A 15,200-nucleotide genomic window follows, 5' to 3' on the forward strand; every position below is an offset into this window, starting at 1 on the left:
GCAGGTCGGAGTGGAGGATGTCACTTCCCGGCCGGGGGAGCGGTCAGCCGTCCTCGCGCCACCGGTTGGTGATCGGCAGCCGCCGGTCCCGCCCGAACGCCTTCATCGAGATCTTGGTGCCGGGCGCGGACTGCCGTCGCTTGTACTCGGCGGTATCCACCATCCGCAGCACCTTGTCCACCACGGCCGGGTCGTGGCCGGACTCGATGAGGCCGTCCCGGCCCAGGTCGCCGTCGACGTAGCCGATCAGGATCGGGTCGAGCACGTCGTAGTCGGGCAGCGTGTCGCTGTCGAGCTGGCCGGGGCTCAGCTCGGCCGACGGCGGCTTGCCGATCGAGTTCTCCGGGATCGGCGGCGTCTGCCCGCGCCGCGCCGCGTCCGCGTTGCGCCACTTCGCCAGCCGCCACACGAGCGTCTTCCAGACGTCCTTGACCGGGTTGTAGCCGCCCACCGAGTCGCCGTAGAGCGTCGAGTAACCCACCGCCAGCTCGCTCTTGTTGCCGGTGGTGAGCACCAGGTGGCCCTCCTGGTTCGACAGCGCCATCAGGATCACGCCGCGTACCCGGGCCTGGAGGTTCTCCACCGCCACCCCGGACAGCGACATGTTCGCCAGGAACGCGTCCACCATCGGCTGGATCGGCTCGACCCGGTAGTCCAGGCCGGTCCGCTTCGCCAGGTCCTCGGCGTCGGTGCGGGAGTGCTCCGAGGAGTGCTGGCTGGGCATCGAGACGCCGACGACCCGCTCCGGGCCGACCGCGTCCACCGCGATCGCGGCCGCCACCGCCGAGTCGATGCCGCCGGACAGGCCGAGCACCACGGAGGGGAAACGGTTCTTGTCGACGTAGTCGCGCAGGCCCAGCACCAGCGCGTGCCACACCTCGGCCTCGTCGGCGACCGGCTCGATGATCCCGCCGTGGACCGCCGGGCCGGACGGGGCGGCCGGGATCGCCTGGATCTCGTGGCGGACCACCCGCATCCCGCCGGCCGGTGCGCCGGCCTCGCCCGGCGCCTCGGCCGCCGCCGGCAGCTCCAGGTCGTGCACCAGCAGGTGGTCGACGAACTGCGGCGCCCGGGTCAGCAGCGTGCCGTCCGCGGCGACGATCATCGAGTCGCCGTCGTAGACCAGCTCGTCCTGGCCGCCGACCATGTTCACGTACGCGATGGCGGCCCCGGCCTCGGTGGCGCGCCGGCGCACCAGCGGCAGCCGCACGTCGTCCTTGTCCAGCTCGTACGGCGAGGCGTTGATGCTGAGCACCAGCCCGACGCCGGCCTGGCGGGCCACCGCGAACGGGCCGCCGGCCTGCCACAGGTCCTCGCAGATGGTCAGCGCCACGTCCACCCCGCCCACGCGCACCACGGTGAGCGTGTCGCCGGGGACGAAGTAGCGGTCCTCGTCGAAGACGCCGTAGTTGGGCAGGTGGTGCTTGAAGTAGGTGGCCACCACCTCGCCCCGGTGCAGCACCGCCGCCGCGTTGCGGGCGCCCTTGCCCGGCTCCGCGTCGGAACTGACCTGCGGGGGGCCGTCCGCGTCCAGGTAGCCGACCACTACCGGCAGGTCACCGAGGCCGTCGGCGGCCAGGTCGGCGGCGAGCCGGTGCAGCGCGGCGCGGGAGGCGGCGACGAACGAGCGGCGGAACACCAGGTCCTCGACCGGGTAACCGGTGAGCATCAGCTCGGGGAACAGGACGAGCTGGGCGCCGGCGTCGGCGGCCTGACGGGTCCACGTGCGGACCAGGCCGGCGTTGCCGGCGAGGTCGCCTACCGTCGGGTTGACCTGGCACAGGGCGAGACGCAGGGTGGGCATGCCTCCATCTTCCCCCAGCCGTCCGGGCCGAATCCGACAGGTCGCGGGAGAGCGGGGCGGCCGAGCGCCGTCCCGGCCACCCGGACACGGCGGGACGGCCGGCCGGGGAGGGCGTAACGTCGGCGTAACGAGCCCGGTGGAAACTGGGCGGTCAGGCCGCGCCGGCCCGACCGGTGCGGACGTACGTGTCACGAGGGGTGGAAGTGGACCGTCAGCAGGAGTTCGTCCTCCGTACGCTGGAAGAGCGGGACATCCGTTTCGTCCGGCTGTGGTTCACCGATGTGCTCGGCACGCTCAAGAGCGTCTCGGTGGCCCCCGCGGAACTGGAGGCGGCCTTCGACGAGGGCATCGGGTTCGACGGCTCCGCGATCGAGGGCTTCGCCCGGGTCTTCGAGTCGGACATGGTGGCGATGCCCGACCCGACCACGTTCCAGGTCTTCCCGTTCGAGGGCGGGGTCAGCGGCGAGAGCGCCCGGATGTTCTGCGACATCTCGCTGCCCGACGGCAGCCCGTCCTGGGCCGACCCGCGGCACGTGCTGCGCCGGATGCTCTCCCGGGCCGCCGACAAGGGCTTCACCTTCTACACCCACCCCGAGATCGAGTTCTTCCTGCTGGAGAACGGCCCGCAGGACGGCTCGGTGCCGATCCCGGTGGACACCGGCGGCTACTTCGAGCACACCACGCACGCCGTGGCGCGGGACTTCCGCCGCCAGGCCGTGCTGGCGCTGGAGCGGATCGGCATCTCGGTGGAGTACAGCCACCACGAGGTCGCCCCCGGCCAGCAGGAGATCGACCTGCGCTACGCCGACGCGCTCACCACCGCCGACAACATCATGACGTTCCGGCACGTGGTGAAGGAGGTGGCGCTCTCCACCGGCGTGCAGGCCAGCTTCATGCCGAAGCCGTTCACCGACCAGCCCGGCAACGGCATGCACACCCACCTGTCGCTGTTCGAGGGGGAGCGCAACGCGTTCCACGACGCCGGCGACCCGATGAAACTGTCCAAGGTCGCCAAGTCGTTCATCGCCGGGCTGCTCACCCACGCCCGCGAGTACACCGCCGTGACCAACCAGTGGGTCAACTCGTACAAGCGGCTGTTCCCGCAGGCGCTGCCGGACCGGATCACCGAGAGCCCGGCGTACGTCTGCTGGGGTCACCTGAACCGGTCCGCGCTGGTCCGGGTGCCCGCGTACGGCAAGCCGAACTCGGCCCGGGTCGAGGTCCGCTCGCTGGACTCCGCGACCAACCCCTACCTGGCGTTCGCGGTGATGCTCGGCGCCGGCCTCAAGGGCATCGAGGAGGGCTACGAGCTGCCCCCGGGCGCCGAGGACGACGTCTGGTCGCTGAGCAGCGCGGAACGCCGCGCCATGGGGTACGAAGCGCTGCCGGAGAACCTGGCCGAGGCGATCGACGTGATGGCCGGTTCCGAGCTGGTGGCCGAGGTGCTCGGCGAGCACGTCTTCGACTTCTTCCTGCGCAACAAGCGTTCCGAGTGGGAGCAGTACCGCCGCGAGGTCACCCCGTACGAGCGGCAGCGCTACCTGTCGCTCTAGATCGTTGTGGCGCGGTGCCGCTATCGTCTGCGGCACCGCGCCGGCACCTCCGCCGGGCGGCGTGAGCCGGGGAGGCGTTGGTGCTGTTAGATCTGCTCGACGGGGCGTGGCAGAGCATCGTGTTCGGGATCGTCGGGGTGGCGCTGATGGCCGCCGGATTCCTGCTCGTCGACCTGCTCACCCCGGGCAAGCTGCGGGAGCTGATCTGGGTACGCCGCAACGGCAACGCCGCGCTGCTGCTCGCCGCCAACCAGCTCGGCATCGCCGGCATCGTCTTCACCGCCGTGCTGACCAGCTACAGCTCGTTCACCAAGGGGCTCGCGTCCACAGTGGTGTTCGGGCTGGTCGGCCTGCTGGTGATGGCGCTGGCGTTCCTGGTGCTGGACCTGCTCACCCCGGGCCGGCTCGGCGACGTCATCGCCGCGGAGGAGCCGCACCCGGCGGCCCGGGTCAGCGCCGCCACCCACTTCGGCGCCGCGCTTATCGTCTGCGCCTGCATCGCCTGAGCGGTGTCGTACCCCGGGGTTAGTTTCCCGGGGTGAACCGCACCGACCGTCTCTACGCCCTGGTCGAGGAGCTGCGGGCGGTCTCGCCGCGCCCGCGCAGCGCGAGCTGGCTGGCCCGCCGCTTCGAGGTGAGCACCCGCACGGTCGAGCGTGACATCTCCGCGTTGCAGGGCGCCGGGGTGCCGATCTGGGCCGAGCCGGGCCGCACCGGCGGCTACGTGGTCGACCGGGCGCGCACGTTGCCGCCGGTCAACCTGACCCCGGCCGAGGCGGTGGCGATGGCCGTCGCGCTGCACCGGCTCGGCGGTTCCCCGTTCGCCCCGGCGGCCGGCGCCGCGCTGCGCAAGCTGGTCGCGGTGATGCCGCCCGCAGCGGTGGCCGAGGCGCACCGGCTCGCCGGCCGGGTGCACCTGGTCGGCGACGGGCCGGGCACGCCCGTCCCGTCCGCCGTCGCCGACGCGGTCGCCGCCGGGCGGGTGCTGCGCCTGCGGTACGCCGACCGCGGCGGCGCCGACTCGGCGCGCGACGTGGAGCCGCTGGCCTATCTGGGTAACTCGGCGCACTGGTATCTGGTCGCCTGGTGCCGGCTGCGCGACGGTCTGCGCTGTTTCCGCACCGACCGGATCCGCTCGGTGCGTCCGCTGGCCGAGCCGGTCACCCGGGAGCTGCGTCCCGGCGACCTCGACGTGCCGGTCGACCGGGTGCGCCCGCTCAGCCTGGTCTGAAACCCGACAGCGTTTCCGGTTCGGCTGAGGGAGGCTGACGGGTCTGCCGTCGCCGGGGAGGAACGCGCGTGTCCGACACGCTCAGCTACGCCGACGCTGTACGCCTGTTGGGCGGGGAGAAGAGCAAGGTCGTCGACTGGTTCGACAAGCTGACCGGCGGCGTGCTGCTGGCCGCGTCGGTGCCGGTGCCGGCGCTGCTCGGCATCTTCGACGCCAAGGCGGAGTTCGTCCGGCTCGGCCACGAGCTGGTGCGCGGCGTGTCGGAGAAGCGCTCCGGGCTGTCCCGGTACGGGCGGACACAGCGGCTGGAGGCCGCGCACGCGGTGATCGCGGTGACCGCGTTCTTCGAGGCGTTCGGCGAGTCGGCCCTGCCGTCAGAGCTGGCTGACGTGCGGCTGAGCGGGGCCGAGGAGTTGAGCCTGGCCGGCGCCGGCGCGGTGACCGGCGATGTCGTCTCGGCCCTGTTCGGCACCGCGGCTCCCCTGCCGGGCCCGCAACTGCCCTATGCGGCGTATACCGCGAGCCTCGTCGAGTTCTATCAGAAGCTGGTCGTGGCGACCCTCTCGTTCCTCAAAGGGCTGTCCGCCGGCGAGGCGCTGTCCGACCGGCAGTGGCATCTCACCGAGTCGATGCTGGCGCGAGTGCCGCAGTCCGCGGTGAATCGGCACCGGGACCTGCTGTCCCAGCTCGCGGCCGACTTTCCCGAAGTGTCCTTCTGGGCAGCCTTGCACGAGCACGAGGCGACCCGTGGCGAGATTCGCCGTCTGTCCGTCGGGCTCGACGAGATGCGTCACGCCCTCGCCGAATTCTCCACCGGCCGCGCTCCCGACGAGCGCCGCAGTTCACTCAACGCCGCCTACACCGCCGCCCTGCGCCGGCCCATCATCACGTCCGGTGATGTGCCGGCGGGACTGACGGTGCCGTCGCTGGGTGAGGGATACATCCCCCCGCTGTGCCGCATCGCCGAGCTGGACAACGCCGCTCGGCCCAGCGATGAGACGTGGTGGGAGGACAAGCCGGTCCGGGACGACCTCTGGCAGTCGCTCGTCGTGCACCTCACGTCTCCGGGCGCGCTCCGGTCGCCGTTGCTGATCCTGGGACAACCGGGTTCCGGCAAGTCGGTGCTGACGAGAATCATCGCCGCGCAACTGCCGGCAGCTGACTTCCTGGTCGTCCGGGTGGTCCTTCGTGACGTCTTCACGGCCGGTGAGATCCAGGACCAGATCGAGCAGGCCATCCGCAAGGACACCGGGGAACGTCTGGACTGGCCGGCCCTGGCCCGGTCCGCAGGCGACGCACTGCCGGTGGTGCTGCTGGACGGCTTCGACGAGTTGCTCCAGGCGACGGGCGTCAGCCAGACCGACTACCTGCTCAAGGTCGCCGCCTTCCAGCGCCGCGAGGCGGACCAGGGCAGGCCGGTGGCCGTGCTGGTGACCAGCCGCACGAGCGTGGCCGACCGCGCCCAGTCGCCACCGGACACTGTCGCCGTCCGGCTGGAACCCTTCGACGGCGTCCGGGTGCGGACGTGGGTCCGGATCTGGAACCGCGCGAACGCCGTCTTGTTCGGTTCGGAGGGCCGGCGTGATCTCGACCCGGCCACGGTCCTGAGCCACCGGGAGCTGGCCGAGCAACCCCTGCTGCTGCTCATGCTCGCCCTCTACGACGCCGAAGGCAGCGAACTGCGTCGCGCCGGCGAGCTGAGCCGCGGCGAACTGTACGAGCGGCTGTTGCGCAGGTTCGCCAGGCGCGAGGTGGTGAAGCAACGGGACGGAGCATCCGCCCGCGACCTGGCGCTCGCCGTCGAGGAGGAGCTGTGCCGCCTGGCGGTGGTCGCGTTCGCGATGTTCAACCGGCGTGTGCAGTGGGCCACCGAGACCGAACTCGACCAGGACCTGGCCGTCCTGCCGTTCGGCGGAACGACACGGGAGGACGTCGGGCTGCGGACACCGCTCCTGGCCGCGGAGCGGCTGCTCGGCAGGTTCTTCTTCATCCACCGCGCGCGCACGTCCGGCGACGAGCGCAGACGCGAGACGTACGAGTTCCTGCACGCGACCTTCGGCGAGTATCTGGTGGCCCGGCTGATCGGCCAGATCGTGGACGACCTGGTGGCCAAGCAGGCAGCGGCCAGTCTCTCCTGGGACGGCGACCGGATCGACGACGACCTGCTCAACGCGCTTCTCTCCTATGCCGTGCTGAGTACACGGGCAACCGTGCTCGCGTTCCTGGCCGAGCGGCTGGACGGCTCCAGCGAGGATCATCGCCGCGCGTGGGCAGATCTCGCGCTTCGCCTGCTCCGCGTCGCACCTCATCGTGGCGGGCCGAGGCGATTCGACGACTACCGGCCGAGGCGGGTACCGATCCCGTCGCGGCACGCCGCGTACACCGCCAACCTGCTGCTGCTCGCACTGGTGGCCGCTCCCGAGGTCACCGGGCGGACGCTCTTTCCGGCAGCGGCGGACGTGATCCGGTCCTGGCAGGCTCTTGTCGGTCTCTGGCGCTCACAACTCGAGCCGGAGGAGTGGGACAGCCTGAGCGACGCACTGGCTCTGGAGCGGTTCTGGGACGGCGCTGATCGGGACATCCGGCTCCGCTGGAGCGACCGGCCCGGCGTGCCCCCCGCCGTGGACCTCCGCTGGACGCACGGTGTGAGTTCGGCCGAGGCGGTCCCGGTCTGGCCGTCTCAGCGGTTGAAGAGGCTCAGGCGGTCCATGCACCTGGCCTGTGATGCGGATCAGGATGTGCTCGCACACGCTCTGGAGCCGTGGTCCGACAGGCTGCCGAGCGCGCTCGGGGCGTTCACCGTCACCGAGCCGGAAGTGGTCCGGTCGCCGGCGCACGCCCTGACCGACGTCTGGCTCATGCCGGTCCGGCCCGCGACTGATGCGGAGCGCGAGCGGGTCTATCTCCGTACCGCGAGGGTGGCCCGCGACCGGACGGAGGTCTCGGACGAGGACTCCGCCGCCTACCTGCGACTGTTGCTCGACCGGCTGGCCGGTGATCCGGAGGTTGCGGCCGGCCTGCGGGAGGAGGTGTTGTCACGCTGCGAGCAGGCGGAGACCGACTGGAATCTCTTCCAGGCGGTGTTCCGGTCCATCCCTGCCACTTTCGGCGCGAACGAGACGATCAACGATCGGCTTGCCGTCCTCGTCGACCGCCTGCTCGACAATCGACCGGTACCCCGAACCGAAGTGCTGACGGTTCCGATCGCCGAGGTGCTGGTCCTGCTGCACGAACTGGGCATCCGCCGGATTCCGCTGTCCCAGGCCGAGTTGTCGGCCTTTCGTGAACGGTACGGCGTCACGCGTCCGGACCTGGTGGAGCGGATGGCTCCGCTGCTCTATCGATCGGATGTGGAGTAGGCCAAACACCGACGGGACGTTGTCGCCGTCCGGTACGAGGCTGATCCCCGACGACGTCGGCGACCGCCGGCGCGGATCGCAGGAGGAAGCATGTCCAGCACGCCCGTGACCTGGTTCGAGATCGGCTCCGACCGCCCGGACGAGGCGCAGCGGTTCTACTCCGAGCTGTTCGGCTGGAGTTTCGAGGAGCAGGGCGGCCCGGGTGGGTCGTACCGGCAGACGGCGGCCGGCGGTGAGCGGGGGATCGGCGGCGCGATCCGGGGCACCGGCTCCGCCACCGACAACTACGCGATCTTCTACGCCCAGGTGACCGACGTCGCGCAGACCTGCCGCCACGCCGAGGCGGCCGGCGGCACGGTGCTGGCGGCACCGGTGACCACGCCGACCGGTCTGGTGCACGCCCGGCTGCGCGACCCGTCGGGCAACCTGCTCGGCGTCTTCACCCCGCCCGCCGAGGGCTGAGAGCGCGGTGCGGTGGCGGTGCCCGAGAGGGCACCGCCACCGGGGGTGGCCCCGCTCGGCTCCGGCCAGGAGGAGGGAACGGCCGGTGAGGGGTGGCGGGGCCACCGCGTCAGTTGCCGCCCTGGCCCTCCTGCTCGGCCTCGGCGCCCCTGTCGCCGCCCTTGCCGTGGTGGCCGGGCCTGGCGTCCGGGCCGCCCTTGCCCGGGCCCGGGAACACGCCCGCCTCGGCGGCCTTGAGCACCGCGTCGGCCTGCTCCTGGGTGAGCTTGCCGTCGGTGACGGCCTGGTTCAGCCGCTCCTTCAGCGCGGCCTGCCGGTCCTCGGCCGACGGCCGCTCGGGCCGCTCCGGGCGGTCGCCCTGCCGCTGCTCGTGCAGCTTCTCCAGCGCCGCGGTGACCTTGTCGGTCGAGACGCCCAGCTCCCCGGCGAGCGCCGCGGCGAACTCGGCCTGCCGGTCGGCGTGCTTCTGGCGGCGGTCGTCACCCTGGTCGGTGGTGCTGCTGGCGCTCGAAGACGGGCTCGGGCTCTTGTCGTCGGCGAGCGCCACCGTCGGGGCGGCGATCCCGACGCCGAGCACACCGGCCGCGGCCAGGCCGGCCAGCAGGTGCTTCCTCGACATCGTGCGGATCATGCGATTCTCCTGTTCGGTGGTGGTGCGATGACGTCACCGACAGTGGTCGCCGGAACTGAGGGCAACCCGTGGCGAACCTGTCAGCGAGCTGGCAATCCCGCCCGGAAAGCCCGCTTTACTCGTGTTGCCGGAGCGCGGGAGCGCCCGCAAGGCTGGGCGAACCCGACGAAAGGCCACTCGATGACACAGCCCGCCATCCGCGAGATCCCGCTCACCGGGCCGGGCTCCGGGCCGTACTCGATCACGGTCGGGCCCGACGGCGCACTCTGGCTGACGCTGGCCGGCTCCGGCGGCGTCGCCCGGCTCGGCCTCGACGGTGAGGTACGGACCTTCCGCGACGACCCGCCGGGCAGCCGTCCGCTGATCATCGCCGGCGGCCCCGACGGGGCGCTCTGGTACACCCGCTCGGGCGACGACCGGCTCGGCCGGATCACCGTCGACGGCGAGACCGGCTCGGTGGCGCTGCCGCCCGGCTGCGGCCCGTGCGGGCTGGCGGTGGGTGCGGACGGCGCGCTCTGGTACGCCGGAATGAGCGACGACACGGTCGGCCGGGTGAGCGTCGACGGGGAGGTCACGTCCTTCCCGCTGCCGGTGACGAAGGGCTTCCCGTCGATGCTCGCCGCCGGGCCGGACGACGCGCTCTGGCTCACGCTCAACCAGGCGAACGCGGTCGCCCGGGTCGGCCTGGACGGGTCGGTGACCGTGTATCCGCTGCCCACCGAGGCGGCCGGACCGGTCGGCATCACCCGGGGTGGTGACGGCGCGCTCTGGTTCGTCGAGATCGCCGCCGGGCAGATCGGCCGGATCACGCCGGACGGGCGGATCGACGAGATCCCGTTGCCGGACCGGGCGGCCCGCCCGCACGCGATCGTCGCGGACCCGGCCGGCAGCTGCTGGTTCACCGAGTGGGGCGCCAACCGCATCGGGCACGCCGACCCCGACGGCCACCTCACCGCCCACGCCCTGCCGACCCCGGCGTCCGAACCCCACGGCCTGACGGTCACCCCCGACGGCGCGGTCTGGGCCGCCCTGGAGATCGGCGCCGTGGCCCACCTAACCCCACCCACCCCACCCACCCCACCCACCCCACCCACCCCACCCACCCCACCCACGCCGCCCGCACCGCGTTGATCGCCCGTGCCGCGTCGATCATGAGGTTGGCGGCAGTTGTGGATCTCCAAACCGCCGCCAACTTCATGATCGACGGGCCGGGCCGGGCCGGGCCGGGCCGGGGCGGGGTGGGGTGGGGTGGGGTGGGGACCGGGCGGGGCCGGGTGGGGCTAAAGCTGTCAGCGGACGGCGGGGGTGACGGTGAGGGTGCCTGTGGTGGCGTCCAGGGCGGCGGGGGTGCCTACCGGGACGGTGAGCTGGCCGGGGCCGTGGCCGACGGGCAGGCCGCCGAGGACCGGCACGCCGAGGTCGCCCAGACGGTCGGTGAGCACGTCCACGACTGTGGTGTCCCAGCCGTCCGCACACTCGGTGAACTGGCCGACCGCCACCCCGGCGATCCCGTCCAGCGCGCCGCAGCGGCGCAGGTGCGTGAGCATCCGGTCGATCTTGTACGGCGGCTCCTGCACCTCCTCGACCAGCAGGATCGCCCCGGTCAGGTCGGGCATGTCCGGGGTGCCGATCGACGCGGTGATCAGGCACAGGTTGCCGCCGAGCAGCCGGCCCTCGGCCCGCCCGGGCACCCGCACCGGGTACGTCTCCTCCGCCTCGACCGCCGCCACCGTCACCGGCTCGGTGCTGGTCAGCGCGGCGTGCAGCGACTCCGCCGAGTGGATCGGCGTGCGCTCGTCCCGCCAGGCGGCGCCCGGCCCGTGCACCCCGGCCAACCGGGCGCCCCGCCACAGCGCGAACTGCAACGCGGTGATGTCGGAGAACCCGGCCACCACCTTCGGATCCCGGCGTACCGCGGCCATGTCGATCAGGTCGACCACCCGCTGCGCGCCGTAGCCGCCCCGGGTGCAGATCACCCCGCGGATCTCCGGGTCGGCGAACGCGGTGTTCAGGTCCGCGGCCCGCAGCGCGTCGTCGCCGGCCAGGTAACCGCGCCGGGCGTACGCGTTCGGCGCGGGCACCGGCCGCAACCCCCAGCCGGTGAGCAGCTCGATGCCGCGGGCCACCCGCTCCGGACGGGTCGGCCCGGACGGGGACACCAGCATCACCGCGTCGCCGGGACGCAGGGCCGGTGGGCGCAGGCAGTCGTCAGGCACGATCGCGAGCCTAGGGCCTGCCGGACCGTGCCCTGTCGGCCGCACCGGCTAGCCTCGACGTCGTGGCGACCGCGCTGGTGATCGAGAACGACCCGACCGACGACCTCCGCCGCCTGGGGGAGTGGCTCACCGAAGGGGGCCTGGAGCTGCGCGTGCTGCGTCCGCACGCCGGTGACGCGCTCCCCGCCGACCTGGAGGGGTACGCCGCGCTCGTGGTGCTCGGCGGTGACCAGCAGGCGTACCCGCTGTCCGACGGCGGCCCCGGCGCGCCCTGGTTCCCGGCGCTGGAGGGGCTGCTGCGCAAGGCGGTCCGCCGGCGGGTGCCCACGCTCGCGGTCTGCCTCGGCGCGCAACTGCTCGCCACCGCGCACGCCGGCCGGGTCGAGCGCAGCCCGTCCGGCCCGGAGGTCGGGCCGGCGCTCGTGGGCCGGCGCGACGCCGCCGAGGACGACCCGCTGTTCCGGTACGTGCCGTTGATGCCCGACGTGCTCCAGTGGCACGCCGACGAGATCACCGAGCTGCCGCACGGCGCGACGCTGCTGGCCGCGTCCACCCGCTACCCGCACCAGGCGTTCCGCCTCGGTGACCGGGCCTGGGGGTTGCAGTTCCACATCGAGTGCGACACCGCGATGATCGCCGAGTGGTCCCGCGACTCGGCCGTGCTGGCCGAGCTGGACTACGACCCGGAGCTGGTGGTGGCCGCCTGCGACCGGGTGATGGCCGACGTCGAGGAGGCGTGGCAGCCGTTCGCGATCCGGTTCGCCGCGCTCGCGCTCGGCGAACTCGGCGACGACAACCCGCGCCGCAGCCTGCCGCTGCTCGGGGCCTGACGGTGACCCGGCCGGCCCGCGGGCGCCTGGCCCGCTACGGATTCGCCGAGGGCGACGGCGCCACCCGCGCCGCCGACCTGCTCGGCCCGGACGGGCTCGCCCTGTGGCGGCCCGACACCCAGGAGCCCGTCGACGAACGCGCCGCCGAGCTGCTCGGCGCGCTGTCCCGCGCCGCCGACCCGGACCTGGCCCTGCGTCAGCTGCACCGGCTGGTCGAGTCCGAGCGGCGCTCCGGCGACGAGGTGGCCGTACGCGACGCCCTGGCCGCCGACCCCGGGCTGCGCCGCCGGCTGATCGCGGTGCTCGGCGCCTCCTCCGCGCTCGGCGACCACCTGGTCGCCAACCCCGGGCAGTGGGCCGTGCTGGCGACCGAGCCGGACGGGCTCGCCCCCACCGCGGACGGGCGGCTCGACCTGAGCGTCGCCGCCCGGCTCACCACTGTGACCGGCGCGGTCCCGCTGCTGCGGCAGGCGTACCGGCTGGCGCTGCTGCGGATCGCGGCGGCCGACCTGACCGGCGGGCGCGGCCTGGAGCAGACCATGGCGGCGCTGTCCGGGCTCGCCGACGCCACGCTGGCCGCCGCCTACGACATCGCCGCCGACGAGCTGCCCGAGGGCACGGCGCGCCCCCGGCTGGCGGTGGTGGCGATGGGCAAGTGCGGTGGCGACGAGCTGAACTACGTCTCCGACGTCGATGTCATCTTCGTCTCCGCGACCGACGACGACCTGCCCGCCGCGACCCAGATCGCCACCCGGCTGATCCAGATCTGCGGGCTGGTGGCCTGGCCGGTCGACGCGGCGCTGCGGCCCGAGGGCAACCGGGGGCCGCTGGTCCGTACGCTCGCCAGCCACCTCGCCTATTACAAGCGCTGGGCCCGCACGTGGGAGTTCCAGGCGCTGCTCAAGGCCCGCCCGGCGGCCGGTGACCTGGAGCTGACCAAGGAGTGGATCGACGCGCTGGCCCCGCTCGTGTGGACCGCCGCCGAACGCCCCGAGGCGGTCGAGGACGTCCGGTCCATGCGCCGCAAGATCCTCGAAAACGTGCCGCCGAAGGAGGTGGAACGCGAGATCAAGCGCGGTCCGGGCGGGCTGCGCGACATCGAGTTCGCCGTCCAGCTGCTCCAGCTCGTGCACGGGCGGGGCGACGAGTCGCTGCGGGTGCCCGGCACCGTACCGGCGCTGCGCGCGCTCGTCGCCGGCGGCTACGTGGGCCGCGCCGACGGGGAGGCGCTGCTGCGCGGCTACCGCTTCCTGCGCGCCGTCGAGCACCGGCTCCAGCTCCAGGCCCTGCGCCGTACCCACACCGTGCCGACCGAACCGGCCGCGCTGCGCTGGCTCGCCGCCGCGCTCGGCTACGCGGCCACGCCGGGCCGCAGCGCCGTCGAGGAGTTCCGCGCCGAGTGGGTCACCCACGCCACCGAGGTACGCCGGCTGCACGCCAAACTGCTCTACCGGCCGCTGCTGGAATCCGTGGCCCGCGTACCGGCCGAAGGTCTGCGCCTCACGCCCGAGGCGGCCCGGCACCGGCTGGAGGTGCTCGGCTTCGCCGACCCGGCCGGCGCGCTGCGGCACCTCCAGGCGCTCACCGGCGGGGTCAGCCGTACCGCCGCCATCCAGCGCACGCTGCTGCCGGTGCTGCTCGACGAGTTCGCCGACGCCCCCGAGCCGGACCGTGGGCTGCTCAACTACCGGCAGGTCTCCGACAAGCTCGGCAGCACCCCGTGGTACCTGCGCCTGCTGCGTGACTCGGGCCCGGTCGCGCGCCGGCTGGCCCGGGTGCTGTCGTCCTCCAAGTACGCGGCCGACCTGCTGGCCCGCGAACCGGAGGCGCTGCGGCTGCTCGCCGAGGACAGCGAACTGACTCCGCGTCCACGGGAGACGCTCGTCGAGGGCTTCGCTGCCGCTGCCGCCCGCCACGACGACCCGGTCGAGGCGATCCGGGCGGTCCGCGCGCTGCGCCGCCGGGAACTGGTCCGGATCGCCGCCGCCGATGTGCTCAGCCGCGCCGGTTCGCTCGCCCCGCTCACCCCCCGCCCGGTCGGCGGCGGGGAACGCCGGCCCACAGTGGTGGACGTGACGGCGGTCGGCACCGCGCTGTCGCACGTCGCCGACGCCACGCTGGCCGCCGCGCTGCGCGCCGCCCGTACCGTCCATCCCGGACCGCCCGGCCTGCGGTTCGCGGTGATCGGCATGGGCCGGCTCGGCGGGTACGAGTCGAACTACCTCTCCGACGCCGACGTGCTGTTCGTCTACGACCCGCCGCCCGGGGTGGAGGAGAGCGTGGCGAGCGCCGCCGCACACGCCATCGCCGAGGAGCTGCGCCGGCTGCTGTCCGCGCCCGCCCCCGACCCGCCGCTGGGCGTCGACGCCGACCTGCGCCCCGAGGGCCGGCAGGGCCCGCTGGTCCGCAGCCTCGCCGCGTACGCCCAGTACTACGCGCGCTGGTCGCGGGTGTGGGAGGCGCAGGCGCTGCTGCGGGCGCGGTTCGTCTGCGGCGACGCCGACCTGGGCGCCGAGTTCGAGGCCATGATCGAGCCGGTGCGCTACCCGGCCGAGGGGCTGAGCCGCGAGCAGGTGGTCGAGATCCGCCGGATCAAGGCGCGGGTGGAGACCGAGCGGCTGCCCCGCGGCGCCGACCCGGCGACCCACACCAAGCTGGGCCGGGGCGGGCTGGCCGACGTCGAGTGGGCGGTGCAGTTGCTCCAGCTCCGGTACGCCGGTCGGGTGCCCGCGCTGCGCGGCACCCGTACGCTCGACGCCCTCACCGCCGCCCGCGACGCCGGTCTGCTCGACCCCTCCGACGCCGCCGAGCTGGCCGCCGGCTGGACGCTCGCCGCCGAGGTGCGCGACGCGCTGATGCTGGTACGCGGCCGGGCCGGGGACCAGTTGCCCCGGCACGGGGTGGAGCTGGCCGGGGTGGTGCGGCTGCTGGGGCACGAGGATCAGGGCGAGTTCCTCGACGAGTACCTGCGCACCGCCCGCCACTCCCGCACGGTCGTCCAGCGAATCCTGGAGTCCCCCCTCTAACCTCGCGCCGCCCGCGCCCCCGCCCCCGCCGCGCCCCACCTCGGCGTTGATCTCGCACTTTCGGCCCGTGCGAAAGGGGCATATGCGG

The 15,200-nt window shown here is 73.5% G+C and carries 11 protein-coding genes; 8 read left to right on the plus strand and 3 right to left on the minus strand.

The genetic code is table 11. The annotated features are described in order from the left end of the window. Positions 1-43: 43 nt before the first annotated feature. On the minus strand, positions 44-1,804 hold the full coding sequence (locus ABIH81_RS16200) for an NAD+ synthase (RefSeq protein WP_349875789.1): 1,761 nt from the start codon (positions 1,802-1,804) through the stop codon (positions 44-46). A gap of 203 nt (positions 1,805-2,007) precedes the next feature. Here ABIH81_RS16200 and glnA point away from each other — a divergent pair, with 203 nt between their 5' ends. The 5 genes from glnA (at position 2,008) to ABIH81_RS16225 (ending at position 8,409) form a co-directional block, all read left to right on the plus strand. Then, positions 2,008-3,357, plus strand: a complete 1,350-nt coding sequence (glnA, locus tag ABIH81_RS16205; RefSeq protein ID WP_121683520.1) for a type I glutamate--ammonia ligase — start codon at positions 2,008-2,010, stop codon at positions 3,355-3,357. Between the two features lie 80 nt (positions 3,358-3,437). After that, the gene (locus ABIH81_RS16210) at positions 3,438-3,863 is read left to right on the plus strand and encodes a DUF350 domain-containing protein (protein WP_349875790.1); all 426 of its coding nucleotides are present in this window, start codon (positions 3,438-3,440) and stop codon (positions 3,861-3,863) included. Positions 3,864-3,895: 32 nt separating this feature from the next. Further along, positions 3,896-4,588 carry a YafY family protein gene (locus tag ABIH81_RS16215; protein ID WP_349875791.1) on the plus strand — a complete coding sequence of 231 codons (693 nt, stop codon included), beginning with the start codon at positions 3,896-3,898 and terminating at the stop codon, positions 4,586-4,588. 332 nt (positions 4,589-4,920) lie between these two features. Continuing rightward, positions 4,921-7,947: an AAA family ATPase gene (locus tag ABIH81_RS16220; RefSeq protein ID WP_349875792.1), complete on the plus strand. Its 3,027-nt coding sequence runs from the start codon at positions 4,921-4,923 to the stop codon at positions 7,945-7,947. A gap of 90 nt (positions 7,948-8,037) precedes the next feature. Further along, positions 8,038-8,409, plus strand: a complete 372-nt coding sequence (locus tag ABIH81_RS16225; protein WP_349875793.1) for a VOC family protein — start codon at positions 8,038-8,040, stop codon at positions 8,407-8,409. Between the two features lie 109 nt (positions 8,410-8,518). Here ABIH81_RS16225 and ABIH81_RS16230 read toward each other — a convergent pair whose 3' ends face one another. Next, positions 8,519-9,040: a hypothetical protein gene (locus ABIH81_RS16230; protein ID WP_349875794.1), complete on the minus strand. Its 522-nt coding sequence runs from the start codon at positions 9,038-9,040 to the stop codon at positions 8,519-8,521. 180 nt (positions 9,041-9,220) lie between these two features. Between ABIH81_RS16230 and ABIH81_RS16235 the strand changes: the two genes are divergently transcribed. Further along, a complete protein-coding gene (locus ABIH81_RS16235) occupies positions 9,221-10,171 on the plus strand; it encodes a virginiamycin B lyase (RefSeq protein WP_349875795.1) in 951 nt (316 codons plus the stop codon). A 158-nt stretch (positions 10,172-10,329) separates the two neighbouring features. Here ABIH81_RS16235 and ABIH81_RS16240 read toward each other — a convergent pair whose 3' ends face one another. Further along, a complete protein-coding gene (locus tag ABIH81_RS16240) occupies positions 10,330-11,259 on the minus strand; it encodes an LD-carboxypeptidase (protein WP_349881123.1) in 930 nt (309 codons plus the stop codon). Positions 11,260-11,318: 59 nt separating this feature from the next. On the opposite strand from ABIH81_RS16240, the gene ABIH81_RS16245 reads away from it, so the two are divergent. Both ABIH81_RS16245 and ABIH81_RS16250 read left to right on the plus strand, forming a co-directional pair. Then, the gene (locus tag ABIH81_RS16245; RefSeq protein WP_349875796.1) at positions 11,319-12,086 is read left to right on the plus strand and encodes a type 1 glutamine amidotransferase; all 768 of its coding nucleotides are present in this window, start codon (positions 11,319-11,321) and stop codon (positions 12,084-12,086) included. A gap of 2 nt (positions 12,087-12,088) precedes the next feature. Further along, positions 12,089-15,112, plus strand: coding sequence for a bifunctional [glutamine synthetase] adenylyltransferase/[glutamine synthetase]-adenylyl-L-tyrosine phosphorylase (locus tag ABIH81_RS16250; RefSeq protein WP_349875797.1), 3,024 nt, complete (start codon positions 12,089-12,091; stop codon positions 15,110-15,112). Positions 15,113-15,200: the final 88 nt, after the last annotated feature.

Origin of the sequence: Micromonospora sp. HUAS YX12, assembly GCF_040215685.1 — a bacterium.
In the GTDB taxonomy this organism is placed as follows: domain Bacteria; phylum Actinomycetota; class Actinomycetes; order Mycobacteriales; family Micromonosporaceae; genus Micromonospora; species Micromonospora tulbaghiae.